Here is a 25568-nt window from a genome sequence, read left to right on the forward strand (position 1 = left end):
ACTCCCTATAGGCGCACCCATCATGAGCGTCTCACGCTGAGGCGCAACGACTCGTTGGCGCAGCGGCCGCCCGGGGCATCCGGGCGGTCGCTGCTGCATGCCCAGGTCTGTCAAACGACTCACGGAACCCCACGCGGGCCTCGACCAGTAGACCAGAATCCTGCTTCCTGCCCGGTGGGCACCGACGGCCTTGCAATCCGCCGAAGGAAAGGCCCTGGCCGAGGTAGTCAAGGAACTGCCCGTCGCGGAGACCTTCATCGCGGAGACCTTCACGACCGGGCACCCTGTGGCGTTGCCCTGTTCGGCCAAATGGTCGCCGACATCCCCAAGCTCAACGTCGACGCCGCCGTACAGGTTGCCCACGCGCTCTCCACTTACGAGGCGCAGCTCGAATTCGACTACTACACCGCCGTCGATGACAAGAACGAGAAGGACGAGAGCAGCGCCGGAATGATCGGCACCATCGGCTTCAACTCACCGCTACGCCACCGTTGCCGTCGTCGTGCGCACCGACCAGCCGGTCAACCTGGTCTCCGCCTTCGAGGAGCCCTTCGCGGCGGAAGCCGGCATCCAGGGCACTACGCCGCGCGACTACGCCCCGCTCTTGCAGCAGCTGGCACCGGGCAGCAGTTTCGCCGAACGGGTTCGGTTGCGCGAGGCTGTGGGGCTGAACTGTTACGGCCGGGCGCTGACGGCTCCCGGGCGGTGCCATCACGTAGCAGCGAGCGAACCTTTCGCGGCCCTGTGGCGTCCAAGGTCCGGCGTGCCGGAGGTGCCGGCGGCCGGGGGAGGTCGGTACATGGCGGGCAGGCGGACGGCCGATAGGACGGCGAGCGCGGGGGCGGCTGGATTGGCGAGCGTACGGGCGGTGCTCGCGGCTGCCCTGATCAGCTTGTCCGTGGCCTGCGCGGGGACGGGCACCACGCAAGGCGGGGCGGACGGTTCCTGCGCGGCCCTGCTCGTGTACCGGGGCCACACCTACCTGGGGCACGGGCTTTATCCCCATGACGAAGGCGACGGCGTCGGCGTCACGGCGGGCAGACGGCTCGGCACGGGCACCAGACCCGGGTGCGACGACACTCCGAACGATGGGGACCAGGGAGTGCCTTCGAGGCCGGTACCCGTGTACGCGATCGAGGGCGTGGACCCCGTCCACGCCGTGACCGTGGACCATCCGGCCGGCGGCACTCTCTACATCGAGCGGAACTCGGAGAAGACCCTGCCGGAGCTGAGGAAACTGATCGAGGCGCGGGAGCTGGACCCGTCGCCGAAGGCGGCTACCAGGTGACGCGCGCTCGCAGGGGCAGGTGGTTCGCCTCCCATCGATGGCTGGGTGTGCAGGGCGTGACCCGAGCGCCCCGGCCGAGGACCTGATCGATACGGGCCACTGGGAATGAGGTCGGCCAGGGGAACGCGAACGACGTGTCCGGCTCGTCCGTCCCCATGGTCACCAGAGCCGACCGAAACCTCCTGTGTCCGGACCGGACGTTCAGCGTTCCTCGTTCGACCGCTTTCCCTTGCGACGCCCAATGACCGGGACTGCTCGGCAGCCGCAGGAGCCGTCTGTGGGGGTTCGTTCACAGCTTCTCAGCTCAGGGGGTGTGGAATCCGGAAACGGGGAGGTTATCCGGGGTCCATCCGGTGGCGTGGATTCGATGGCCGCTCTGGCGCCGGCGATTCTGTGCCGCCGCGGCGGGGGAGGGTGCAGGGACCGATGTCCGCCCGCGGACGCGGCCGTCACGACTGCTCCGGTCACGAACTCGACGACCGGCTGGCCGCCGGCACCCCGCTGCTGAGCAGCAAAGCCGAGACGCACACAGGCGCCCCAGTCCGTATCGAGGAGCCCATGTCTCATGAGACACGGCAAAGTCTGGAGACGATGGGCACTGCACCGTCTTGTGGCGGGATGCCGAGATCGTCCGGTTCCAGGCTCGGTCCGGGCGGACGGTCACCTCCGCGTGGATGGTTCTGGCCGTGGCCGGCATGAACGTTCACGAATCGTGGTTCACGTTCCGTGGGCAGCATGCTGCGTGACGGTTGTCGGACGAGTGGGCCCTGGGGAAAGTTGCCTGAAATGATCCGCCCCCGGTGCGCTCCGTTTGGGGGAGTTGCTGTTTCTGGTGATCGCGGTCGTGGCGGTGCTGTCGGTCGGCGTGAAGGTTGAGGCGGTTCGTTTACCGCACGACGGGCGGGTCCTGATCCTCGTCGAGCAGTTGGTCGAGTTCCGCGTCGGCCTGTCTCGTCTGTGCCTCGCTGCCGAACGGCATCATGGCGTGGCTGCGCTGCAGGTAGAGCAGCAGCGCCTGGTGGTCGATGTGGAGGCGGGCCTCGCCCATCTCGTTGCGGATTCGCAGCAGGACCCCGAGCGGCGTGCTCTGCTCGGCCACGGGTTCCACGGTGATGTCTCCTATGCCCGCTGTACCGGTGAGGCCGGCGGACAGCAGGTCCCGCGAGATGACCCAGCCGGTGCTGCCGTGGCCGGGCCGGGACACGATCAGGCCGACGACGAGCGGGTCGTCGGTGGAGTACCTGAGCATGATGTCGCACCGTTCGCGTTCGCCGTCGGACAGGGTGACGAACCCCCGTGTGATGCCCTCGAGTTGTCTGTCACTGTCAGGACTCACCCTGGCCATTCCCTTTCCCGTTGCGGCTGCACGCCGATGACTCGTGCGTCATCGCACGTACGTCTCAAAGATCGAACCTAGCCATGCAGCCGGGCATGTCCTCGACACCGGCCGGGTTGGGCGCCAACCCTTCGCAACATGTTCGGAAAAGTTCACACGCCACCTCACAGCCGCATCCCCAACGACGTGTGAACTCGGGCACGACGGCAGAGCGATCCGGTGCGTGGATGCCGCGCATCGACGCACTGGCTCTGCCTTGGCGAAGGCGCGTCATGCCAACTGCGGTGCGCTACCGACGCGGTCCGTGGCACCGCGCCGCTCAACGCCTACCCAGCCGTGGCGGACGGTGCGGTTACGGCAGTCCGGTCGTGGGGTTCACGGCAGGCCCCTTTATGAACTGGGCTTGTTGCGGGTGACTCCGCCGCGTCCGCGCAGGGTGACGCCTGCCTCGGTGAGGATGTGGTGGACGAAGCCGTACGAGCGTCCGGTGCTGTCGGCGATGCTTCGGATCGAGGCGCCACCTTTGTATGCGGCCTTCAGTTCGACGGCGAGCTGGTCGCGTGCTGCACCGGTGATCCGCTTGCCCTTGTCCATGACCATCCCCCTCACGGTTCGAAGGGCGATCATCGCGCACCCCGCGGCGGCCCGTGAGGCAATCTGTCTGGTTCGACTGCGGCGCGTTCGCATCGGATGCGGGCGCGTGCCGGCGAGGGGTGACTGCGGAACCGGGAGGTGGCGCTGAGGCTGACCTCTCGCTGCCTGGGCCGGGTGCGTCGTCAGGTGGTGGGGGGCACGGCGCGGGTCAGGGGCTGGAGGTTGCCGTAGAGGGCGGTGTGCAGGGCGGCGGCCAGTTCACGGGCCGTCCTTCGCTGTCCACGTCGTGCAGGACGCAGTCGACGGGGCCGGCGGTGGAGTCGGGGCGGATCTCCCGGGTTCGGATGAGGAGGGCGACGGCCGCGCGCACGGCGTTATGGGCGGTGGTGGTTATGGTGTGCTGCGGGGCGGTGAGCGCGTCGGCCTCGACCGTCCACAGCGAGCCCCCTGTTGCTCGACCGCGATGAACACGACACGCTGCTCTTTGGCCTCCTTGCATGCGGCCTCGAACGCGTCGAGACCGGTCGCGTCCGGGATCCGGTCGGCGGGGCAGGGCGTCGGCAGCGGCTCCATGACAAGCATCCTCCCAGGAGACAGACGCAGGCGCCGCGTGGCCCCGGAGCGTGTCCCCGCGGGGCAGGCCGGGCGTTGAGATGGTGCGCGACAACGGCCCCGGTTCCCCTTCCCCGGACCGCGTGACCGACAGCCCTGGCCGCGCCCCTTTGGGTGCGCGGCCAGGGCTTCATGCTGGGGGCGGGGTTCTGGCGAACCGGCCGAGGTGATGGACTGGTGGGGCTGCCCAAGCGGCGGGGCCCCAACCTCGGTGCCACCAACGGGCAGCCTGGAGCGCGGCGCCGACGGGGGTGGCGCCTGCGGCCTCCTGGGGGTGCGGTGCGGGCGCGGTGGGGGCCGGGCCCGCACCGGGTGGACCAGTACATCGCCGCGCACGCGATTGAACAGCCGCCCTCTCGGCGCCCCGATCACCGGGCCCGGCGTGGCCCGGGAGTGCGACGCGACCGGCCCGGGACCGGCCGTGAGCTGCCATAACGCCGCCCGGCTGTCATCCTGGAAGGCCGTACTCCGTCCCTCCAGCCCGCCGGACGGAGTACGGCCCAAGGACACGGGGAGCGGAGGCCATCATGCTGATCAGTCACAGCGTCGACGGCGACGCCCTGCACGTGACGCTGCACCACCATCTCGACGTCAACTCCCGGGTCGCGGCCGCCGTCGAGATCGAGGCTCTCGTCCACACCCACCGGCCCAGTCGCGTCACCGTCCAGGTCCCCGCCGGGGAACCGGCGCCCGCCACGCTCAGCGTCCTCGTCCGCGCCCATCGCACGTGCAAGAGCCTCGACATCCCCCTCAGCCTGACCGGAGCCACCACGGCGGCACAACGCCTGTTCACCGCCAACACCGCCTAGAGGCCCCCTCCCGGCCAGCACGACCGTTGCCCCGGGCCGGGAGGGGGCCAACCCTGACCGGCCGGCCGGCAGCCTCGGTTACCGGGCAGGTCGGCGAGGCTGCCGGCCGGTTCAGCGGGTGCGGGGATGGGGGGAGAGGGACCCGCACCACGCTGGCCTATCGGGTGGGCCACGGGCAGTTGTCTGCCAGCTTGACCCACTCCCGGTCCAACTGGCCGGGCACGACACGCCCCTGCGCACTCCAGCGGGCAGCCAACGCCGCAAAGATCGGCTCACCAGGCGGAGGAGGAATCGTTTCCTCGCGGCCGGTGACCGCAGCGGGCTGGGTCGGCGTGGTCACACAGTTCTAACGCGCGAATCCGCCTGTGGTCACCGTGGCGGCACCGACGCGATCGGCGAGGGCCTGGTGGCCGTCGCGTACGCGCTGCTGGACGTCGCGCATGCCATCCGGGAGAACACCGAAGCCCGCCGGCAGTAGGGGAGCGGCCCGGCACCAGCATCGGCCGGAAACAGGCGCACCGCCGGTCCCTTCCGTGCAGCGTAGGCCGGCGCGCATCCCCGGCTCGGCCGCCGCAGGCTGGCCCTGTGGAGTACTCCGTCGCTGTCGTCCCACCCCGACGCCGTCGATGACGACCTCGTCATCGACGGCGAGCTGCGGGCGTTGATCAGGCGATGGCGCATTGAGGAAACTCTCGTTCCACGGTGTGCTGCGTGCGATGCACTGCTGTCCCCGGCGACGACTTGGGAGGGGCGTTTGCGGGAGTACTCCAACGCCTGTCGCCTCAAGGCGTACCGCCGACGCAAGACGGCCGCACACATCCACAGCGGCGACCGATCGTGAGTACTCTGCGCCCCGCGCCCCAGGGCCATCCCCAGGCCACGGAGGCCGGTATCCAGGGACGGCGTTCTGATGGCGTCCGCCGCGCCGCAAGCCTGGAAGGGGGTCCGCTTCACGGACGTCGAACACCTGCGGTTCGACCTGTAGCAGCCGCGCCCCGAACAGCCCGCGAGCCCCGGACCGATGCGGTCCGGGGCTCGCTCGCGTATCCGCGGGGGTCGGATGTGCATGCACGCGATGCTGTGCTTAACGGCAGCCTGCCGCCCCGGTTACGGCGCGGTCGGTGGTCGTCTGCCCTGTCACGCGACGGTTAGTCCGAGGCGATGGGTCAGTTCGTCCACGGCTGCGCGGTCCTGGTCGGGCAGATTCGCGCGCAGGCCCAGGAAGATGCCCACGTCGGGGTCCTCGAGCGTCGACCATCACTGCGGCGCCGATCGCGCGGGAGCGCCGGGGCGTGCCGATGTGTCCTTTGACAGCGAAGTTAGTCCGGCTGAAGTCGCTGACCTGCGCGGACTAACTTCGCTGTCAACGCAGTCGAGTGACGCTTCCTTCGGCCCGGGCGCTCTGGCCTGCGTCGGCTGGGTTGGATGGCAAGGAACTCATATGGAAGACCAACCTCTTGCGGTGACCGGCGTCGGACTCCCGCACCACGGTGTGGGCCTTCGCCCTCTGCCACCGCGCCGGCCCCCTGCTGGCAGCAGCAATCCCGCGCGGCAGAAGGCTCACTCGGCGCTACGAGGTTTACGGCGCCGGTACGGCACCGATCTGCTGCATCACCCCGAGGAGGTCGGGCTGGCCCCGTTCGCCGACGATCCGGCCGTCGGCCAGGTAGTAGAAGTTCATGGCCTGCACCGAGATCTTGTTGCCGCTCGCCGGGATCCCGAAGAATTCACCGTCGTGAGTTCCCCGCATGGTGAACCGCGCGGCCACGGTGTCGCCTTCGGTGACCTTCTCCTCCAGCGTCCACTGGACGTCGGGGAAGGCACTGCGCATCATCCCGATGACTTCCATGTACCCATCGGGCCCCCGCAGTGGTTCCGGGTGGCTTGGCGCGTGGAACACCGCGTCCGGAGAAATGACCTCGCGGGCGAGATCCTCGTTGCCCGTGTTGATGAACTCGACGAAGCGGTTCATCACTGACTCGGTGGACTGCGATGGCATCTTGCTGTGCCTCTCCAGAGACGTTCGGGCGGGTACCTGTGAGCCTAACATCGAATCGATGTTCACATCGATTCGATGTTTGCGTGCGAAGATGGACTCATGCTGGAACTCGCGATACTCGGCTTCCTGGCCGAGGCCCTCTTGCCCGGACATGAGCTGCGCCGCCGCGTCTCACAGCTGACCGGCTATACGCGGCCGGTCAGTGACGGCAGCCTGTATCCCGCGATCAACCGCCTGACCAGGGCGGGCTTGATCGAGCGGCGCGCCGACCCTGCCGCGGGGGCGTCCCGATACGTGCTCAGCCTGACCGCGGCCGGGCGGGCCGACATGCTTCAGCGCCTGCGCGAGCCCGCCGACCACGAGATCACCGACTTCACCCGGTTCTACGTCGTCCTGGCGTTCCTCTCCCACCTGCCCGACGTGGCCGAACAGCACGCGGTGCTGCGCAGACGGCTGGAGTTCCTGGAAGAACCGGCGAGCTTCTTCTACGACAACGAGCGGCCCCTGCGTGCCGAGGAGATCGCCGACCCCTACCGGCGGGGCATGCTGCTCACCGCCCGCGCCACCAGCCGCGCCGAGCGGACCTGGCTGCGCGAGACCCTCGGAGAGAAGCCGCCCGCATTCGACACTGCGTGTACCGACAGCGATCCGCATGCGCCCGCCGCTCCCGCGAGCTGACTGTCCACCGAGGTACCCCCATGCTTGCTTCCTGGTACGACGAACAGGGCCCCGCCGCCGACGTCCTGCACGTCGGCGAACTCCCTGATCCCGTCCCCGGCCCCGGCGAGGTCCGCGTCCGCGTCACCGTCTCGGGCCTCAACCCCGGCGACACCAAGAAGCGGCGCGGCTGGCTCGGCTCGTCCATGCCCTTCCCACGGGTGATCCCGCACAGCGACGCCGCCGGAGTCATCGACGCGGTGGGCGCCGGAGTCGACGCCCACCGCGCCGGACAACGGGTCTGGGTATACGGCGCCCAGTCCTACCGCCCCTTCGGCACCGCCGCCCAGTACACCGTCGTACCCGACCACCAGGCCGCACCCCTGCCCGACCACCTCAGTGACGAGTTGGGCGCGAGCCTCGGCATCCCCGGCATCACCGCCCACCGCACCGTCTTCGCCGACGGCCCGGTCGACGGCCAACTGGTCCTGGTCCACGGCGTCCTCGGCGGCGTCGGCTCCCTGGCGGCCCGGCTCGCCCACTGGGCCGGCGCCACCGTGATCGCCACCGTCCGCCGCACCCCGGACCTCGACCACATCGACCCGGCCGTCGTCTCCCACGCCATCGCCCTGGACACCGGCGACCCCGCCGCTGCCATCCGCTCGTACGCGCCGCGGGGCGTCGACCGGATCATCGAGGTCGCGCTGTCCGACAACGCCGACCTCGACAACGCCGTCGTCGCCAACAACGCCGTCATCGCCGCCTACGCCACCCGCACGGACCGCACCGAGATCCCCTTCTGGCCCCTGCTGTTCAACAACGTCACCCTCCGTCTGCTCGGCAGCGACGACTTCCCCGCCGAGGCCAAGCGTCAGGCCGCCCGCGACCTCACCTCCTCCGCAGCCGTCGGCGCCCTCACCGTCGCCGACCGCTACCCGCTGGATGACATCGCCAAGGCCCACGACCGCGTCGACGCCGGCGGTGGCCACGGCCGCATCCTGCTCACCATCCCCCAATAGCGCGGACTTGGAGCACCGGCCCGTCACCGGTATCCCACCGGCTCTGAGGTCGGGGTGCTGCCGGTATACGTACTCCGCACGCTTCCTGGTCTGGCGGACGTGCCTTGGCCCTGGTGAGACGGGTCATCTGGGCGGCGCCTTCGTGACCTGCCCGGGCTGTTCCCGTTGGGCAGGCAACATGGCGCGTGCACCTGCGTGTGGAGCCCGGCTTGCTTCCTGCTGTTGGGCCAGGCAGGGCAGACGTCCCCTTGGCCTCCACTGAGCTACTGGGCTCGATCGTGGCGTTCTTACGCAACGGTCCGCGGCTCGTTTTGCCGGTAGCGGTCAAGTTCGACCGGGTCATGGGCGCAGAAGATTTCGATCTGATCGCCGTGGTCTTTGGCCAGTTCGCGCAGCCGGGCCTGGTTGCGGTGGCGGGCGGGGCCATCGACTTGGACCAGGGTCTGGAAGAAGGCCAATCCTGGCGTGGAGCGGGGAGCGAGTGGATCGATCTCGCCATGGGAGAAGTAGGCGTCCCCGGCGTGCAGCAGCCAGCCGGGGCTGGTTGCGCCTTCCGGTCCCTCGTGACGGCGCACCGCCACACCGGCGTGGCCGCGGGTGTGCCCAGGTAGCGGTATCAGCGCGATGTCGGCTGAGATTCCCTGGAGTTGGCGTACGCCCTCAAAGCCGAACCAGCGGTCTCCGCCGGTGGGGTTGTAGGTGACCCAGTCGGGCCCATGGGCCCATTGACCGGCTCGGTATCGAAGACGTTCAGCCCGCGTGGCGGCCCTCATCGCGGCCTGATGCTCGGTCGCGTGGAGGTGAACCTTTGCCCTGGGGAAGTCGGGCAGCCCGCCGGCGTGGTCGAGGTCGAGGTGGGTCAAGACGATGTGCCTGACGTCGTCGACGGCGTATCCCAGCCCGGTCACCTGGCGCGCCGCTGTCTCGGCGAGGTCCAGGCGCGGACGGGTGAGGAACAGGAATTCGCGGCCCAGGGATTGCTTGGGGTCGGCGATGTCGCGTAGGCCGACCCCGGTGTCCACCAGCACCAATCCTTGGTCGGTCTCGATCAGTAGGCAGTGGCAGATCATCCGAGCGGTCTTCAACGGCAGCCGGTTGCCGTTGATGAGCCGGCCGCCGACCGGCTGCATCGTGCCACAGTTCAGGTGATGGATACGCATTATGGTCCCCCTCCAGGAATGCGGTTCAAAATCGGTGATGGACAGTCAGTTCGCGTCGTGGTGCGCCATCTGGTCCACCAGGTGGGCCACGCGCTGGGTGACCGAGCGCACCACGGTGGTGTCGTGTTGGACAGCGACGCTTCACGCTAAACAGTGGAGTACGCTCCAAGGTCAAGCCGCGATCGGACGGAGGGGCATGCGCATCGGAGAGCTGGCCGCACAGGCGGGCATCACGAAGGACACCATTCGGTTCTACGAGAAACTCGGCCTCGTCACAGGTCGACGGCTGACCAACGGCTATCGCGACTTCCCGCCCGAGACGGTGACCTGGCTGCACTACATCCGCACCGCGCAGGCGCTCGGATTCTCACTGGCGGAGATCGCACGGCACGGCGAGGAACTGCGCGACGCGCCGGATACCGCGGAAGTACTGTCCGCGTTGCTCAAGGGGAAGATCCAAGTCATCGACACGCGCATGGCCGAACTCGCCGTACTTCGAGCGGACCTTGAGGTGCGCGTCGGCACCGGATGCCCGTTGCAGGCGACTCATTGAGAAAACCTCAGTGACCGATCACGGAAAATGAGCCGGAGCCCATTCTCGTGAACGAAGCCACCAATCCGTTGTCACCGATCTGCCTTCAGTGTCAGGAAGTTGTGGATTTTACGTTCACGCATCAGGATGCGGTCCGGCTCATGATGGTGTCGAAGACCTTCTCGGTTTCGCTTTCCATTCCGATCTCGAGGCGTTGGTTGACTCCGCGGAGGGTTTCGTATGCGGCGTTGACGCCGGCGCGGTTGCCTGCCTGGTCTTCGATGAGCATCCAGTCCTGGTAGAGGATTCAGGCGGCCTTGGGGGAGTCGGGTGGCCAGTTCGGTGCCGAGGCCGACGGTGAGGATTTCGGCGCGGTCGCTCCATGTGCTGGTGGCGGCTTCCAGCGCGACCTCCCTCGGTGCCCGCTGCGACGGCGACGGTGCGGGGGCTGATGGACCGGCGGTGCCCGTACGCGGGTGCCGTCCGCGCGGTGGTAGGGGCCGACATGGGTCGTCGGTCCGGTGCGGAGGGGGCGGGGCAGCTCGGCCGTGGTGTCGCCGCGTTCAGCGTACGTCTGCGCACTGCGGGCTGAACTGAAGCGCAGGCGCAAGCTGATGACCATCCTCGACATGCACGGGCTGTGACTCACCCCGTGCACGGGACGCTGGTGACTTTGCGGACCCTCCATCAGGGCGGTAGTCGACCGCCGGGCGCGGGGGCTGCCCTGGTCTTGCGGATCGATCAGGGGCGATGCGACGGGGCGTTTCCAGGACGTGCGTGGTTGTGATCGCGGGAAGCAGGTTCACGGCTCCCTCTGACCTGGTCAGGCCCCCTTCATACGGCCCACGGCTCGGTTCAGCGCATTCGTCGAAGGACAGCCCTACATCGCAGGCGGGGAAGAGCCGGACGGCCTCGCTCCGAATGCGCCGCGGGCCCAGACCAATGGTCCGGGCCCGCTCGACGCTGGCCGACCGGCAGGCCTCCACTGGCTGACCGGGCGGCATCCGGAAGGGGCAACGGCCGAGCCGGAGCCCCGTCGGGCGCTGTAGCTGTCCGGGTCACAACCCCGGGCTGGGAGTATCCGCTCGTGCTGTAGAACATCCGTTGCGGCTGAACGGCACTGGGCCGAAACGGGCTTGTGATCACTGAGGAGCTGCGCAGAGTGGTCAGCCGTCCCGCGCGGCCTGGTACGCAGTGCGACCGGTGCCGGGGGCGGCCTGCGGCTGCGCAGCGCCCCGTAGGAACCCGTACTCGGTGTTGTAGTGCGCAGCGGTTCGGGCTCGCTGCGCAACGGGGGCTTCGGGAGTTGCGCAGCAGGCCCGCCCGGTCCGGACTCCGACTGCGCAGTGCCGACTGGGGCGCGTTGCGCACCGGGTACTGCGCAGCCCGTACCCATCGTCGGTGAGCGGGTGGTACGCATTTTGCGGCGCCCGCCAAAACGCGCACCGGGCGGCTGGAGCGGTACGGCGAAAACGCGTACCAGTAGCTGAGCAAACCGGTTGCGTCCTGGGGGCCATAGGTACGTCTGACAGGTCTGTGACCTGGTTGTTCTAGAGACCGGTACGCGTTTCGGTACGCGCTTTTTCGCCCCGTGTAGAACGCGTACCGGTCACCGGATCACGGCGGGCGCGGACCGTCGCCGAGGCGCCCTCGAAGCCGGGTGACGCGGAATGGGCCGAGGCGGCCGGTACGCGTTGGGAAACCAAACGCGTACCGGTGCGGGGGAGTGCGCAGTGACCGCGAAAGCGCACCCACGATGCTGCGCACCTCCGCTGCGCAGTTGCAGTGCACTCTGACTGCGCACTCCGGGATCCCCGCTGCGCAGCGTCCCCGCCCACCGCTGCGCAGCGTCCCCGCCCACCGCTGCGCAGTGGACGATCGGATCGTGCTGCGCAACCATCCGCGAGCCGTTGCGCGGGGGCGACAGGGCACTGCGCAACCGGTGCGCTGCAGCCGCCCGGCGGCGCGGTGCAGCGAGACGCGTACCGGTATGCGTACCGACCGGTGGTAGTGGACTGTGATGTGGCGCCGTTCGCCCTTGCCGCACTCGCCGTGCCGGCCATCGCCAGCAGGGCGCCCGGGGCGCAGATCCTTCACGGCCGCCCCTGTTCGGTGCCGGCATGCTGGGCGTCGTGTTCTTGCCAATGATCCCCTTCACCCCCGAGTGATCGGCTTCGGCGACGTGAAGCTCGCCCTCAGTGCCGGCGCGACGCCCGGCTGGTGGGGATGGAGTGCGCTGCTCCTCGGTCTCTTCGCCGGCTGCCTCACCGTTGCTCTATGCCGTTCCCGGTCATTGGCGTTGCCTTGAGCCCGCCTGCACGAGCGGGGAGCATGCAACCGGACGTGGCGGAACACAGCCGGTGGTGGCAGTCCCCAGCCTCTGGACCAGGCACTGGGCTGACCGTCACCGCTGGCCATGTGACGGGCCTGCAAACCGGATGAACAACCCCACTGCCCTTCATCGGCCGGAAAGTTGGACGGAAGTCGACGGCGATCAGGCGGCCAGGCGGCCAGGAACCGGTGATGGTCAGGATCGAGCCGATCACCACGGAGCCGTAGTGCCCGGGCAGGGGAGGCCCAGTGTTTGTGACGACCCGCCCGAGCACCGCGGCCGCCATCAGCATCGCCGACAAACTACCCCTCAAAACCACCAGCAAAGTCACCCCCAAAGGGGGCCTCAAACTCCCTAGTGCACTCTCCACCGCTGGGGAGAGGAAAACGGCAGGTCAGACCCACCGATAGGGGCGTACCGGTCGTGCCGACAACCCCTCTCACGCACACTCCGGCCTGGCCGCAGGTGGGGAAGGAAGAAGAAGAGAAAGAGCAGACGGCAGGACGAGGCCGGCGCGTGCGTGCTCGGGGTCGGAGCAGCGTTGTGTCGTGTTGCGCGTCGGCCGGGGCCTCCGCGCTCGCGGCCCGATGAGACGGGCCGCAGCGGGAAGAGGGACGGATGCGGGTGCATACCGCCTCCGGCTGCCGCACCACGGCCGGCTCTGCTGTGATGGACGGAGTTGCGCCGCCAGGCGTGACACCTCACCCGGCGGTTGGCTCCGTTCCGTAGCTACAGGCGGATTGGAGCCGACATCTCGTGTGGTGTGCCGGCGCTAGGTGTGCTGTTCGGGCACGTTGGTGACGGCAGGGTGGTCTTGCATGGGTGAGGGCCTTCTGGTTTCGGTGGTGATTGCGACATCTACCGCCGAGACGGTGCGGACATGGGTTCGCAAATCCCAGGTCGACGCCGGCCAACGGCCCGGCGTCACCTCCGAGGAGGCCGCGGAGATCAAGCGGCTCAAGGCCGAGAACGCCGAGCGGCGACGGGCCAACGAGATCCGCAAGGCGGCCTCGGCTTTCTTCGCGTCAATGCCATCGTTGGAGACGTCGACCGGCCACACACACGCTCGTAGCGTTCATCGACGAGCACAAGGGCCGTTTCGGCGGCGTCGAGCCGATCTGCCGGGTCCTCACCGACCACGACTGCAAGATCGCCCCGTCCACCTACTACGCCCACCACAAACGCCAAGCCAAGCCTGCGGCCCGCACCCTCCGCGACGCCGAGCTGAAGGACCTGATCACCCAGGCGTACGAGGCCAACTACCGTGTCTACGGTGCCCGCAAGATCTGGCGGCACCTGAACCGCCAGGAGGTCGCGGTGGCCCGCTGCACCGTCGAACGCCTCATGCGTGACCTCGGGATCACCGGCGCGGTCCGCGGCAAGCGGGTGATCACCACGATTCCCGACGCGAACGCGGAGCGGGCCCCGGACCTCGTGGACCGTGACTTCGTCGCCCCGGCCCCGAACCGTTGCTGGGTCGCCGACTTCACCCACGTCGCCACGTTCGCCGGCGTCGTCTACGTCGCTTTCGTCGTGGACACCTTCTCCCGCCGTATCGTCGGCTGGTCCGCTGCCACCTCGAAGGAGACACGGCTCGTCCTGGACGCTCTCGAGATGGCCCTGTGGCAACGTGATCGCGACCAACACCCCTATCGGAAGGGCGAGTTGATACATCACTCCGATGCCGGGTCGCAGGGCGGATTCAACCGGTCGTCGCAACACCTCGTGATAGAGGAGGTGTTGGATGGTTCGTCGACAGCAGGCAGCAGATCGTGCGATTCGTCCGGCGATGAGGTCGCCGGGGCATCCGAAGTTTCATCGCGAGGTCGAGGTGGCGTTCTGGGACGAGATAGCCAAGGGGCTGTTGCCCGAGGAGGCCGCGGCTGCTGTGGGCGTGTCACAGCCTGTTGGCGGCCGGTGGTTCCGCCACGGTGGCGGGATGCGACCGTTCGACCCGAAGCCGCCTATGGGCAGGTACCTGTCGTTTCGTGAGCGTGAGGATATCGCGCTACTCAAGGCCCAGGACAAAGGCGTACGCGAGATCGCTCGGACCGTCGGTCGCGATCCTGGGACAATCTCGCGTGAGCTGCGACGCAATGCCGCGACCCGCAGCGGAAAGGTCGAGTACCGGGCGTCGGTCGCTCAGTGGAAGGCCGACCTGGTCGCGCGGCGGCCGAAGAGGGCAAAGCTGGTCACGAACCCTCGGTTGCATGCCTATGTCCAAGAGCGGTTGTCCGGGCAGATCAGCCGTCCCGACGGGACCCCGATCGAGGGACCAACGACGGGGAAGTGGACCGGCCGGAACAAGCCGCACCGCAAGGACCGTGCCTGGGTGCAGGCGTGGAGCCCGGAGCAGATCGCGAACCGGATCAAGCTCGACTTCCCTGATGATGAGTCCATGCGCATCAGCCACGAGGCGATCTACCAGGCGCTCTATATCGAGAGTCGGGGCGCGCTCAAGCGCGAGCTCATCTTGTGTCTACGCACCGGTCGCGCGCTACGCGCACCCCGAGCCCGCTCACGTCGCAAGACCTGGGCACACGTCACGCCCGAAGCGCTCCTGAGCGAGCGGCCCGCTGAAGCTGAGGACCGCGCTGTTCCTGGCCACTGGGAAGGCGACTTGATCATCGGGCTGGAACGTTCAGCGGTCGGCACCGTCGTGGAGCGAACGACCAGGTTCACCATGCTGGTCCACCTGCCCCGTGAAGAGGGGTACGGCGAGATCCAACGGACGAAGAACGGTCCTGCGTTGGCCGGCTACGGCGCGATATCGATGAAGAACGCGCTGGCCACGACGATGTCGACCCTGCCCGCGCAGCTCGCTCGGTCGCTGACCTGGGACCGTGGCAAGGAGATATCGGCCCACACCCAGTTCAAGGTCGAGACCGGCATCCCCGTCTTCTTCGCCGACCCGCATAGCCCCTGGCAGCGCGGCACGAACGAGAACACCTATTGGTGCAGCCTTGCCGGGCCGGGCTTCTTCGACGGGAGAGGCTCGGCGGGGCCGCCGGGTGACTCGGAGAACACGTGCCGAAAGGCTTTCCGTTGAGATGTCTACGGCGGTCCACAGGGCGAGAGCCCTGGCCGGGAGTGACTTGATAGAAGCCTGCTGAGCCGTCAACTCGCAATAGGTCTGTCCCCTGGCCAGGGCCCTCGCATCTGTCCCGTCATCCGCGACAGCAGACAAGAGGACAACTCGATGGTGACAGTGGGGATCGACCCGCACAAGCACGTACACGTCGCAGTGGCCGTCGACGCTGACGGCAAGCGGCTGACCAGGCCGTTGACCGTCAAGAACGACGCGAACCTGATCGGCGTCCTGCTCAAGTGGATCCGCACGATCGCCGACGGCACCCCCATCACCTGGGCAATCGAGGACGGTCGCGGCTTCGCCCGCCGTCTGGCTGACGGCCTGCTGCTGACCGGCCACGAGGTGGTCTGGGTCCCCACCCGGCTGATGGCCGCCCACCGCAAACTGCACGCCGCCACTGGCTCGAAGTCCGACCCCGTCGACGCTGCCGCGGTCGCCCACGCCGCGATCGCCACCCCCGGCCTGGACCGTCACCGCATCGACGACCGCGTGCGCGAGCTGCGCGTTCTGGTCGACTCACGGGCCGACCTCGTCCGACGCCGCACCATGGTGATCAACCAGATCAAGGCATACACGCACCTCTGGCTCGACCACACCCCCGGCGACCTCACCCGCCGGCCCGGCATGACCTCGCTGACGGTGCTGGTGGACACCACGGACATGAGCGATCACGTCCGCCGGGTGCTGATCGAGATGATCACGGAGATAGACGGGCTGAACAAACGTGTCCGCGGACTCGAAACCACGATCCGGGAGCTGGTCACCCCGCTGGCACCCGCGCTCCTGGAGATCACAGGGATCAGCCACGTCTCCGCGGCGGTCCTCCTCGCCGAGATCGGTGACATCACCCGTTTCGCCAGCTCAGCAAAGCTCGCCCGCTACACCGGGACCGCACCGATCCCGGTCTACTCCTCCGACAAGGAACGCTACCGACTGCACCGAGGCGGCAACCGGCGGCTCAACAGCGTGCTCTACACGACGTCCATCGTCCAGCAACGATTCCATGCGGGCGCGCGAGCACTCCTGGCCCGCCACGAGCCGACCAAGGGAGCCCGCGGAGCCCGACGCATCCTCAAACGCCACCTGATCGACGTCATCCACCGCGCCATGACCCAAGACCGAGCTACCTGGCAGCACCACATCACTCAACATCAGCTCGCCGCTTGACATAGAAGCGTCAACGGCCTGCTGCGCCAGTACTTCCCTAACTGATCGTTTCAGAATGAGGTCCGGAGTCGTCTCAAACAGATGATGCTGCAGGCGAGTTGGAGCAGTCCGAGGTGGAGGTCGGCGCGTATCTCGTAGCGGATGCGGAGTCGTTTGAACTGGTGGAGCCAGGCGAAGGTGCGCTCGACGACCCATCGGGTCTTGCCCAGGCCGGAGCCGTGCGGGGTGCCACGGCGGGCGATCTTGGGTGTGATCCCGCGAGCCCGGACGAGGCGCCGGTACTTGTCGAAGTCGTAGCCGCGGTCGGCGAACAGCCGCCGGGGCCGGTGCCGGGGCCGGCCGCGCAGGCCGCGAATGTGCGGTATGGCGTCCAGTAAAGGCATGAGCTGGGTGACGTCGTGACGGTTTCCGCTGGTCAGCGTGATAGCGAGCGGGGTTCCGTGCCGGTCGACGATGATGTGGTGTTTGCTGCCGGGGCGTGCCCGGTCGACCGGCGAAGGTCCGGTGTGAGCCCCCCTTTGAGAGCCCAGACGTGCGAGCCGTCGATCGCGGCGTCGTCCATCTCCAGCAGGCCTTCTTTGCGTAGTTCCGCCAGCAGGACTTCGTGCAGGCGGGGCCAGACTCCGGCTTCGGTCCAGTCCCGCAGACGCCGCCAGGCCGTCACCCCGCTGCAGCCGATCCGCTCGGCGGGGACGTCCCGCCAGCTCACGCTCTTGCACAGCACGTAAACGATGCCTCGCAGAGCAGCACGGTCATCCACCGGCAACCGCCCGGGATGCCGATGCCGCCGAGGCGGACGCACCGGTAGCAGCGGGGCTATACGTTCCCACAGGTCATCAGGCACAAGGTCGGCAGACACCCAACAGATCCTGCCGACCCAACACCCAACTGCCAAGCCACCACAACGATTTCATTCTGAAACGATCAGTAAGGGCACCGACCTGTCCCGCTGGAGCGCCGAGGAGATCGAGGCAGTCGCTCACGCCTTGAACACTCGACCACGAAAAACACTCGGCTGGAAGACACCCGCCGAAGCGTTCAACGAGCACCTACAGTTGCTCCAACAAGACGGTGTTGCATCGACCAGTTGAATCTGAGCAGTACACATCGTTCGCACTTGCCGAGCACCTCGAGAAGGCCGGCATCGCCGCGTCGATCGGATCGGTCGGCGACGCGTACGACAACTCCCTGATGGAGTCCACGATCGGACTCTTCAAGACCGAGCTGATCAAGCCCCGCCGACCTTGGAAGACGCTGTCCGAGGTCGAGCTGGCCACTGCTGAGTGGGTCGACTGGTACTGCCACCGCCGACTCCACGGTGAGATCGGGCACATCCCACCCGTCGAATACGAGAACAACTACTACCGAGCAACCACGAAACCCCAGGTCACAGTCACAACCTAGAGTCTCGATCAAACCCGGAACGGTTCACTGCGTCGGGGCTGTGCCCAGAAGGATCCGGCTTACCGCATCCGAATAACATCACCGACGCTGCCGCAAGCGTGGCCCACCCCGTGCGGTTCACCAAGTCCCCTTGTCGCTACGCGAGTACAACCGTCACTGATCATGCAGACGATCACACTAGCGCGTACGGCGCTTTGGAGACGGGCGCTGAGCGTCGACTTGGCTCGCTTGCGTCTCATCACCCCGAACAACGCTAGGGCCCCTCAGTGATCACCTGAGGGGCCCTAGTACGTCCGCTGCGCCTAGGCGTGCGAAGCATCACAGGTCAGAACGCTTCCCTGTTCTCCTTGGGCGCCTCTCCCGACTTATGTACTGGAGGCAAGACACTCCAGGGGGAGTTGCTCCATGCAGCACGCTGCTGTGCCCCAGCCGTGCCCGACCGAGCGGGGAACACCGGGGAACAGCGGGAACCCGCGGCCAAGTCGGCCCAGACCGGAGCGAAGAAGGCGCTCCAGGACATCTACAACGCCGAGGACAAAGAACACGCGGCCAAGGCGGTCAAGGCGTTCGCCCAGCAGTACGGGGCGAAGTTCCCCAAGGCCGTCAAGAAGATCACGGACAGGACGAGTTGCTGGCCTTCTACGAATTCCGCGCCGAGCGCTGGATCCACCTGCGGACCACGAACCCGATCGAGTCGACCTTCGCGACCGTGCGGCTCCGGACGAAGGTGACCAAGGGCGCAGGCTCCCGCGCGGCCGCTCTGGCCATGGCCTTCAAGCTCGTCGATCGAGTCCGCTCAGGCCCGCTGGTGGGCCGTCAACGCACCCCATGTCGTGGCCTTGGTGAGGGCCGGGGCGTGCTTCGAGTGAGGCCACCTCGTCGAACACCCCAAGACCCTCGCGGCATAAGATCAGGTCACGATGACCGGTCAGGCGCCACGACACCATGCAAGGGAGCGGGCTATGGCGGCGAAGCGGGAGATCAGGCTGAACTCGATTCTCCGTGCTGAGCTCAACCTGCCCTGTCCAGGCGACGGCCACGCGTTCCGCATGATGGCGGAGCGGTGGATCACAGCGGCTCTGGCCGAGCTTGCCGGGGCGCTTGGTGACGAATTCGGATACAACCTGGATTTCTCGGCTGGCGCCCTTGCCATCAGCAAGGAAAAGCGGAACCCGGAACCCTGTGGGCGTCACTGACGGTCCTCGCGCCCGTCAAGCGACGGCAGAAGCCTTACGAGGTTCCCTGGTCACCGAGGAACTGGCACACCTTCCTCCGGGATCTGGAAAGCATGCCGGGCGAATCGAAGCTCGTTCTGAGACGCATCGGTCCCGATGGACATCCCGACATACCGTGGCTCGACGTGACAGTCGCGCGGGAGAACGAGACCCCGGAACTGGTTTCGCTGAGCGCATCCCGTACGACTGAGGAATTCGACGACCCGGTCGCCCGGCACGCGGCACAGCGCAGATGGACCCGGTTCTTCCGCTCGCAGGTGAGCGCCCACGACGACATCCTCTACGGCAGTGTCGCGGACGACACCGAGTCCGCCACTGGAAGGACCGCGCTGGAGGCCGCCCTCGGACTGCTCCTTGAGGACACATACCCCGAGATGGAGTCCACCTTGCGAGGGTATTCCTGGTGGACGGTCTGCTCCCCGGGAGTCGTGTCGGAACTCGGGGGCATCGGCCGTCTCCGGGACACCGGCGCCTTCCACGAGGTGGAGCCGCTGCCTGGGGGAAGGGTGTCGCTGCGGGTGACCGAGAACATCTGGGAGTACACCGAGGACCGCGTACAAGCGGGGTTCTGGGCCCTGGCACCCGCGCTTCCCCGGGGCAGACCGGAGCCTTGGATCACGGCCGATGTCCCACGACTTGTATTCCAAGACCCCATCGAAACCCATGCACACCTGGACCGCGAATCGCCGTGAGCGTGACACTGATCCACAACTCTTGACAATAACTCCCGTCAACCTGCGCGGTGGGTGTGGGATTTGAACCCACGGTGACTCGCGCCACGACGGTTTTCAAGCTTGTTGACAGCCTTGCCTCGCCGTTGAGACTCCGCTGACCTCATGCGGAAAGACGTGTCACGCGCCACCAGGCCCATTGGGCTGGGTGATGGCGAGGTGCGCGCCACGAGGGAAGGGTCAGTCCGTGGCGATCAGCACGGCTCCCTCATTGTCATGCCAGCCGATGCTCAGCGCCCTGTCGCCGATGTCACGTACGTCGAGTTCCCTGCTCTCGTCCGGAACGGTCATGGCCGGCAGCCGCAGGGTGTGGAGCAGGCGCCCGGTGCCCGAGTCGAGGACGAGCAGGTCGGCGCGGATCCGGCGACCCGTGTCCTTCCCTGTGAGGAACGGCTGGCGTACGACGTACACCCGGCCGTCGGCGACCTCGGGGAACCCGTACGCCTGGCCGGTCGGCGCCCGCAGCTGCCAAGCAAGGTGTCCGTCCCGGGTGCGGTAGGCGCGCAGGAGAGCGTCGTGGTCCTCCTCGGACCAGTAACCGGGGCCGATGGCCGACAGTACGATGCCGCCTCCCGCGGCGACCGCGTCCCACGCATCGGCGGCAGTGAGAGCGCGCGCAGCGACCCCTTGGCGGTTCACGTCGAGCAGCTGAATGCCCCACAGGTGGTCCGAATGAGGGATGACCAGCGTGTGCTCGCCTCCCCTGACCATCAGCCCGAGGTCCGCGCTGTGCTGCTGCCACAGAACCTTGCCCGTGCGGTTGTCGATGCCGAGCAGGAGGTCGTACGCGTCCCTGTTGGGGCTCGTCACGTTGCAGACCAAAGAGACGACGCTCAGGTGGCCCGGCAGGGCGTACGCCCTGATCACGAGTCCGTCGGGGCAGGATTTGGGCGTCTTCGCAGTCCACAGACTCCGGCCGTCGCGCTCGGCGAAGGCACGCACGGCACCGGGGGCCTCGGTGAGAGCTTGGCCGCCGGCAAGCACCGTGGTCCGAAAGCCCTTGGCATGCTGGATGTCTACGTGCCACAGCGGCTTGCCCGTGCGCAGATCGACGCCGATGAGCCTCCCTTCGTCGAAGGCGGCCACCACGGTGCGTTCCGACACGTCGAACGTATCCACACCTGGCTCCGAGTCTGGGCGCTCGTAGCGCCAGTACTCCTTGCCGGTCCGCACGTTCACCGCCCTCACGCCGGAGAGCGAACCTGTCTCGTGTACGTACAGTCCGTGGACCAAGGCTTCATCGAATCCCGAAGTCCGACGTACGACGCGTTCAGGCGCGACCGGGGCCCCGGCGCCGAACGCGGCGGGAAAGGGGCCGTGGGCTCCAGTGACCACGTCCCGTGGCTGGTGCTGCCTGTGCACCCACAAGTGGCTCACCGCGAGGAGGAGCAGCGCGATGAGCAGACCCCACACCTGAACGCGGCCCAGCGCCCGCACTTCCGCAACGTTTGGAACAGGCTTGCCCGGTCCCCCCGACAGTCCCACTCCTGGTTCTCCGAGCAAATTCATCCGTCGCGCCACAACAGCCCCTCGGCCCTGCCCCTGATCACCGTGACCCGATGGCTGAGGGATTCTCACCTTCCGCAGAAGGGCAGCACAAGGGCTGCGGTGTGGTTGCCGTGGCTCGCCAGGTGGTTCCCGAGGGCCTCTGTACATTTCCCTGGGGTTCTGCCTGGTTTGCGCTCTGAGAGCGAGGGCCATGGGCCGCCTCAGTTTCCGTCTCACTCACTGCCGTTCGGAGTCGTTCGCACCGGTACGACAGGTTCAATCGGGCACCGCTGACGACCTGGAACGAACGCGCGTGAACCACAGCGGACCACCGCCAGAACCCGACCAACAGACTTGGAAAGCGTGTTGGTGGGGACCTGCGCAGCCTGCCGTTCCGGCCGGTAGACGTGGCCCCTGAGCAGGGCGACCACGAGTCACGTGTAGTGCAGGCTGACTTCGCTGCGGTACAGCAGCGAAGTACAGCAACCGCAGCAACCGGCCCCGTCCGACAGCGTCCCTATACGGCCGTAGCCCGACCGGTATGACCTCCAGTGACCGGTCCAACGCGGACGAACAGCAGCGGACAAGCACGGACGTGCATGGACGGCCACCGCAGGTGGGGGCCACACCAGCCCAAGGCAGCGCCCCCACCCGTTTCTTCGGGACGAAGCGGTCCCCGCGCCACAGCCGTGCCACATTGCACGGTCATTCACGGTCAACAACGGCTCGCCGCAGTCGAGATGCGCCGTTGCCCCGGGCTGCGGCTACACCCGGGGCGACCTGGCCGTCCTTCCTCCCGGTCACGTCCGCCCTTACAAAGCGGCGGTGCCCGGTCTGGAGCTGGGGACCGAGTACTCAGGCAGTAGCCTGCGGCCAACAGCCTTTGCCGACTTTGGAGGCTCCATGGCGCATGCTGCTCTCACCGAACCGGATCGGCTGTGGTCGGCGCAGGAGGTCCTGTTGCGTCCCAGCCCAGTGCCGGCGGCGGCCGGGGTCTACGGGTGGCATTTCGAAATGACTCCATGCGTAGACGTCGCTGCCGGGCGCCTGCTCTACGTTGGCATAGCGCCGCGACACATCGCTAACCGGACAAGCACGCAGAACCTGCGCAAGCGCGTGCGGTATCACTACCGGGGCAATGCGGCTGGATCAACGCTTCGCCTCTCCCTCGGTTGTCTGCTCGGGCTTGAGCTGCGCCGCGTAGGCAGCGGGAAGCGCATGACCTTCGGCAAGGCCGGGGAAACTGCCCTCAGCCAGTGGATGGCGGAGAACGCCCGGGTGTGCTGGATCGAGCATGACAAACCGTGGACCATGGAGTCGGAGCTCATCTCTCAACTCGACCTGCCGCTGAATCTCGACCAGAACCGCGACAACGCCTTCTATGACCGCCTCAAGGAGCTGAGGGCCCAAGCCCGGGGGCGGGCACGCGAGTTGCCCATCAGCGCATAGCCCGTCAGGCTGACATCACCAGCTGACATCACCAGCTGACATCAACGACGGCGAACGATGGTGCACCGACGCGGCCAGAGCCGGACCCACGGGCGACCACCCACCCCCGTTTCGGCACGCCGCGCGACAAGGCGATCGAACTCCTAAAGCGGTGATCCCGAGGCAGACGGTACCTCCCTGCGTCGCACCTCGGGCGTGGGTGCGTAGGCGTCGAAATGGAGCCCGTACCTTGTCGGTCGTGGTCTCAATGGTGGTCTCAAACGCTGCTCAGTCCGCGGCCGTCCGCTGGCATCCGTCGAAGTCGGGCAGGCCCTCTGGCCAGGCCAGCGAGTCATCTGGCGGATGCCAGCTGACGCCCCCGGATCAAGATCGGACAACTTATAAGGCGTAGCTCTCCGGCAGTGCCATCCGGCACATCTAAGAGGGCGTTTCGTCCCGTTGTTTCATCCCGATTTGCTGGGTTGAGTGTGGTTCATGCTCCGCGCCATGTGGGAGTGGATTCGGCGGTGAGTCTGCGGGTCATGAGGTTGATCATCGCGAGGCGGATTATGGCTTCGGAGCGGTGTGGGTGGGCTTCGTAGTCGCGGGCAAGGCGTCGGTGGTTCATGAGCCAGCCCAAGGTTCTCTCGACGGTCCAACGGCGGGGCAGGACGGCAAATCCCTTGGTGGCGTGGTCGCGGCGGACGATGTGCATGTCGATGCCCAGGGTGGCGGCGTGTTCGACGAGGTGCTGGCGGTAGCCGCCGTCGACCCAGGTCTTGCGGACGGCGGGATGCTCGGTGGCGACCCGTTCGATAAGCGTCTGGCCGGCGATGGAGTCCTGCACGCTGGCCGCGGTGACGAGGACTCCAAGGAGGAGCCCGACGGTGTCGATGACGATGCTGCGCTTGCGCCCGACGATCTTCTTGCCGGCGTCGATGCCCTGCTCAAAGGCAGGCACGTTAGTGGAGGTCTTGATGCTCTGAGAGTCGATGACACACGCGGTCGGCTCCTCCTCCCGGCCTTCCTGCCTGCGGACTTGCCGGCGGAGGAGACTGTTGAGCTGGTCGAAGACACCCTCTTCCTGCCAGCGCGCGAAGTAGGCATAGACCGTGTTCCAGTGCGGATGGTCGTGCGGCAGGTAGCGCCAGGGGATCCCGGTGCGGTTCACGTAGAGGACCGCGTCCAGCAGGCTCCGCAGGTCGTGGTCCGGCGGCCGGCCGATGTCCAGGCCGCGGCCGCGGCGCTCGGACCGCCACGCTGTCAGGACCGGCTCGACCAACTCCCACCGGGCATCGGACAAGTCACTGGGATAGCGGCGACGTTCAGACATGATTCCGAGCTACCCACCCCCGACCCGGCAGGCCCGGGCGCAGACACCGGCGCCCGAAGCACACGGCGCACAACCCGGCGCCTTGGGATGAAACAGGAGCAGCCAGGCCAACACGGCGCCGAAGTCGCGGACTCCTACACCACCGTTCACACCAGCCTCAGTAGCCACAGACAAGTCGACTCCCAAACTCGCTAATAACGGCCTAAATACAGGTTAAACGCCCTCTTACTGATGGTTTCAGAATGAAGTTCATTGTGGGGCTTGGCGGTTGGGTGGTGTGTCGGCAGGATTTGGTAGGTGTCTGCTGACCTTGTGCCTGATGATCTGTGGGATCGCGTCGTGCCGCTGTTGCCGGCTCGTCCGGCTCGGCGGCACCGGTATCCCGGGCGGTTGCCGGTGGATGACCGGTCTGCGTTGCGGGGCATCGTTTACGTGCTGTGCAAGGGCGTGAGCTGGCGGGACGTTCCCGCGGAGCAGGTCGGCTGCAGCGGGGTGACGGCCTGGCGGCGTCTGCGGGACTGGACCGAGGCGGGTGTCTGGCCCCGGCTGCACGAGGTGCTGCTGGCCGAGTTACGGGCTGCCGGGTTGCTCGAGATGGACGACGCGGCGATCGACGGATCGCACGTGCGTGCCCTCAAAGGGGGGCTCACACCGGACCTTCGCCGGTCGACCGGGCCCGGCCCGGAAGCAAGCACCACCTGATCGTCGACCGGCAGGGCACCCCGCTCGCCGTCTCTTTGACCAGTGGAAACCGTCACGATGTCACCCAGCTCATGCCGCTGCTGGACGCCGTACCCCGCATCCGTGGCCTACGTGGCCGACCCCGCCACCGGCCCCGGCGGCTCTTCGCCGACCGCGGCTACGACTACGACAAGTACCGGCGTCTCGTCCGCGCCCGTGGGATCACACCCAAGATCGCCCGCCGCGGAGTCCCGCACGGTTCCGGCCTGGGCAAGACCCGCTGGGTCGTCGAGCGCACCTTTGCCTGGCTCCACCAGTTCAAGCGGCTTCGGATTCGCTACGAGATACGTGCCGACCTCCACCTGGGCCTGCTTCAGTTCGCCTGCAGCATCATCTGCTTGAGACGACTCCGAACCTCATTCTGAAACCATCAGTTAGTGACTGTTTGAGAGCCTGGTCGTAGGGCGTATGCGGCTGGACTATGGAGTTCGTGGTATCTGGCGGGGTGGCTCGGCGGCAGCGGTCTTCTGTTCGGGGCGGCGCCTGCTGCAGGTTCTGCTCGTTGCCGTCCGGCAGTCGCTCTGCCATCGGTTGGATCGACTTACGCCGCCCGTCCAGCATCAGTCCCCGCAGATAGGCAGTCACCCTTCGCCCGCTGATCCTTGCGCGTAC

Annotated in this window: 20 protein-coding genes and 5 pseudogenes; 16 read left to right on the forward strand and 9 right to left on the reverse strand. The window is 67.3% G+C overall.

Features of this window, described 5'->3' with window-relative positions:
- Nucleotides 1–309 precede the first annotated feature (309 nt).
- Nucleotides 310–420 (forward strand): annotated as a pseudogene (locus OHA58_RS40220) (type I-E CRISPR-associated protein Cas7/Cse4/CasC); the annotation flags it as partial.
- A gap of 82 nt (nucleotides 421–502) precedes the next feature.
- Nucleotides 503–1288 (forward strand): DUF6281 family protein, encoded by a 786-nt coding sequence (locus OHA58_RS40225; RefSeq protein WP_405475152.1) that lies wholly within the window; start codon nucleotides 503–505, stop codon nucleotides 1286–1288.
- A gap of 886 nt (nucleotides 1289–2174) precedes the next feature.
- Here OHA58_RS40225 and OHA58_RS40230 read toward each other — a convergent pair.
- A complete protein-coding gene (locus OHA58_RS40230; RefSeq protein ID WP_405475150.1) occupies nucleotides 2175–2624 on the reverse strand; it encodes an SsgA family sporulation/cell division regulator in 450 nt (149 codons plus the stop codon).
- A 390-nt stretch (nucleotides 2625–3014) separates the two neighbouring features.
- Nucleotides 3015–3218, reverse strand: a complete 204-nt coding sequence (locus OHA58_RS40235) for a helix-turn-helix domain-containing protein (protein ID WP_405475147.1) — start codon at nucleotides 3216–3218, stop codon at nucleotides 3015–3017.
- A gap of 1139 nt (nucleotides 3219–4357) precedes the next feature.
- Here OHA58_RS40235 and OHA58_RS40240 point away from each other — a divergent pair.
- The gene (locus OHA58_RS40240) at nucleotides 4358–4639 is read left to right on the forward strand and encodes a hypothetical protein (RefSeq protein WP_405475145.1); all 282 of its coding nucleotides are present in this window, start codon (nucleotides 4358–4360) and stop codon (nucleotides 4637–4639) included.
- A 1579-nt stretch (nucleotides 4640–6218) separates the two neighbouring features.
- Here OHA58_RS40240 and OHA58_RS40245 read toward each other — a convergent pair.
- Complete coding sequence (locus OHA58_RS40245; protein ID WP_405475142.1) at nucleotides 6219–6611, reverse strand: ester cyclase; 393 nt, start codon at nucleotides 6609–6611, stop codon at nucleotides 6219–6221.
- Between the two features lie 126 nt (nucleotides 6612–6737).
- Between OHA58_RS40245 and OHA58_RS40250 the strand changes: the two genes are divergently transcribed.
- On the forward strand, nucleotides 6738–7316 hold the full coding sequence (locus OHA58_RS40250; protein WP_266988236.1) for a PadR family transcriptional regulator: 579 nt from the start codon (nucleotides 6738–6740) through the stop codon (nucleotides 7314–7316).
- A 20-nt stretch (nucleotides 7317–7336) separates the two neighbouring features.
- Nucleotides 7337–8314 carry an NADPH:quinone reductase gene (locus OHA58_RS40255; RefSeq protein WP_405475139.1) on the forward strand — a complete coding sequence of 326 codons (978 nt, stop codon included), beginning with the start codon at nucleotides 7337–7339 and terminating at the stop codon, nucleotides 8312–8314.
- 287 nt (nucleotides 8315–8601) lie between these two features.
- Here the strand turns inward: OHA58_RS40255 and OHA58_RS40260 are convergent, their stop codons facing one another.
- A complete protein-coding gene (locus OHA58_RS40260) occupies nucleotides 8602–9474 on the reverse strand; it encodes an MBL fold metallo-hydrolase (protein ID WP_405475136.1) in 873 nt (290 codons plus the stop codon).
- A gap of 196 nt (nucleotides 9475–9670) precedes the next feature.
- Here OHA58_RS40260 and OHA58_RS40265 point away from each other — a divergent pair, with 196 nt between their 5' ends.
- Nucleotides 9671–10027, forward strand: a complete 357-nt coding sequence (locus tag OHA58_RS40265; protein ID WP_405475134.1) for a MerR family transcriptional regulator — start codon at nucleotides 9671–9673, stop codon at nucleotides 10025–10027.
- 121 nt (nucleotides 10028–10148) lie between these two features.
- Here OHA58_RS40265 and OHA58_RS40270 read toward each other — a convergent pair whose 3' ends face one another.
- Nucleotides 10149–10295, reverse strand: a complete 147-nt coding sequence (locus OHA58_RS40270; protein WP_405475132.1) for a hypothetical protein — start codon at nucleotides 10293–10295, stop codon at nucleotides 10149–10151.
- Nucleotides 10296–13187: 2892 nt separating this feature from the next.
- Between OHA58_RS40270 and OHA58_RS40275 the strand changes: the two genes are divergently transcribed.
- The 3 genes and pseudogenes from OHA58_RS40275 to OHA58_RS40285 all read left to right on the forward strand — a co-directional run bounded on the left by OHA58_RS40275 (nucleotide 13188) and on the right by OHA58_RS40285 (nucleotide 16596).
- Entirely contained in the window at nucleotides 13188–14330 is a 1143-nt protein-coding gene (locus OHA58_RS40275) for an IS3 family transposase (RefSeq protein ID WP_405475129.1), read from the forward strand.
- A pseudogene (locus OHA58_RS40280) lies at nucleotides 14278–15288 on the forward strand (IS30 family transposase); the annotation flags it as partial. The gene OHA58_RS40275 and the pseudogene OHA58_RS40280, both read left to right, overlap by 53 nt.
- A gap of 249 nt (nucleotides 15289–15537) precedes the next feature.
- Nucleotides 15538–16596 carry an IS110 family transposase gene (locus tag OHA58_RS40285; protein ID WP_405475127.1) on the forward strand — a complete coding sequence of 353 codons (1059 nt, stop codon included), beginning with the start codon at nucleotides 15538–15540 and terminating at the stop codon, nucleotides 16594–16596.
- A 50-nt stretch (nucleotides 16597–16646) separates the two neighbouring features.
- Here the strand turns inward: OHA58_RS40285 and OHA58_RS40290 are convergent.
- Nucleotides 16647–17455, reverse strand: a protein-coding gene (locus OHA58_RS40290; RefSeq protein WP_405475125.1) for an IS5 family transposase whose coding sequence is annotated in 2 segments (ribosomal slippage) — nucleotides 16647–17116 and nucleotides 17116–17455 — 810 coding nt in all. Because the reading frame shifts where the segments join, the coding sequence is not laid out codon by codon here.
- A gap of 67 nt (nucleotides 17456–17522) precedes the next feature.
- Between OHA58_RS40290 and OHA58_RS40295 the strand changes: the two are divergent.
- From OHA58_RS40295 to OHA58_RS40315, 5 genes and pseudogenes are all read left to right on the forward strand, one after another.
- Nucleotides 17523–17687 (forward strand): annotated as a pseudogene (locus tag OHA58_RS40295) (IS30 family transposase); the annotation flags it as partial.
- The gene (locus OHA58_RS40300; protein ID WP_405475123.1) at nucleotides 17671–18000 is read left to right on the forward strand and encodes an integrase core domain-containing protein; all 330 of its coding nucleotides are present in this window, start codon (nucleotides 17671–17673) and stop codon (nucleotides 17998–18000) included. The pseudogene OHA58_RS40295 and the gene OHA58_RS40300, both read left to right, overlap by 17 nt.
- Nucleotides 18001–18479: 479 nt before the next feature.
- Nucleotides 18480–18869: pseudogene (locus tag OHA58_RS40305) on the forward strand (transposase); the annotation flags it as partial.
- Nucleotides 18870–18962: 93 nt separating this feature from the next.
- A complete protein-coding gene (locus OHA58_RS40310; RefSeq protein WP_405475120.1) occupies nucleotides 18963–19196 on the forward strand; it encodes a hypothetical protein in 234 nt (77 codons plus the stop codon).
- 92 nt (nucleotides 19197–19288) lie between these two features.
- Nucleotides 19289–19927, forward strand: a complete 639-nt coding sequence (locus OHA58_RS40315) for a hypothetical protein (RefSeq protein ID WP_405475118.1) — start codon at nucleotides 19289–19291, stop codon at nucleotides 19925–19927.
- 219 nt (nucleotides 19928–20146) lie between these two features.
- Here OHA58_RS40315 and OHA58_RS40320 read toward each other — a convergent pair whose 3' ends face one another.
- Nucleotides 20147–21199, reverse strand: coding sequence for a PQQ-binding-like beta-propeller repeat protein (locus OHA58_RS40320; protein WP_405475115.1), 1053 nt, complete (start codon nucleotides 21197–21199; stop codon nucleotides 20147–20149).
- A 1158-nt stretch (nucleotides 21200–22357) separates the two neighbouring features.
- Between OHA58_RS40320 and OHA58_RS40325 the strand changes: the two genes are divergently transcribed.
- Nucleotides 22358–22903 carry a GIY-YIG nuclease family protein gene (locus OHA58_RS40325; protein ID WP_405475112.1) on the forward strand — a complete coding sequence of 182 codons (546 nt, stop codon included), beginning with the start codon at nucleotides 22358–22360 and terminating at the stop codon, nucleotides 22901–22903.
- Between the two features lie 472 nt (nucleotides 22904–23375).
- On the opposite strand, the gene OHA58_RS40330 is transcribed toward OHA58_RS40325, so the two are convergent.
- Nucleotides 23376–24215 (reverse strand): IS5 family transposase, encoded by an 840-nt coding sequence (locus OHA58_RS40330; protein WP_405475110.1) that lies wholly within the window; start codon nucleotides 24213–24215, stop codon nucleotides 23376–23378.
- A 297-nt stretch (nucleotides 24216–24512) separates the two neighbouring features.
- On the opposite strand from OHA58_RS40330, the gene OHA58_RS40335 reads away from it, so the two are divergent.
- Nucleotides 24513–25321, forward strand: a protein-coding gene (locus OHA58_RS40335) for an IS5 family transposase (protein WP_405475107.1) whose coding sequence is annotated in 2 segments (ribosomal slippage) — nucleotides 24513–24852 and nucleotides 24852–25321 — 810 coding nt in all. Because the reading frame shifts where the segments join, the coding sequence is not laid out codon by codon here.
- Nucleotides 25322–25439: 118 nt separating this feature from the next.
- Here the strand turns inward: OHA58_RS40335 and OHA58_RS40340 are convergent.
- Nucleotides 25440–25563: pseudogene (locus OHA58_RS40340) on the reverse strand (transposase); the annotation flags it as partial.
- Between the last annotated feature and the right edge of the window lie 5 nt (nucleotides 25564–25568).

The sequence above is a fragment of the Streptomyces sp. NBC_00009 genome, from assembly GCF_045040855.1.
GTDB classification, from domain to species: Bacteria; Actinomycetota; Actinomycetes; order Streptomycetales; family Streptomycetaceae; genus Streptomyces; species Streptomyces aureus.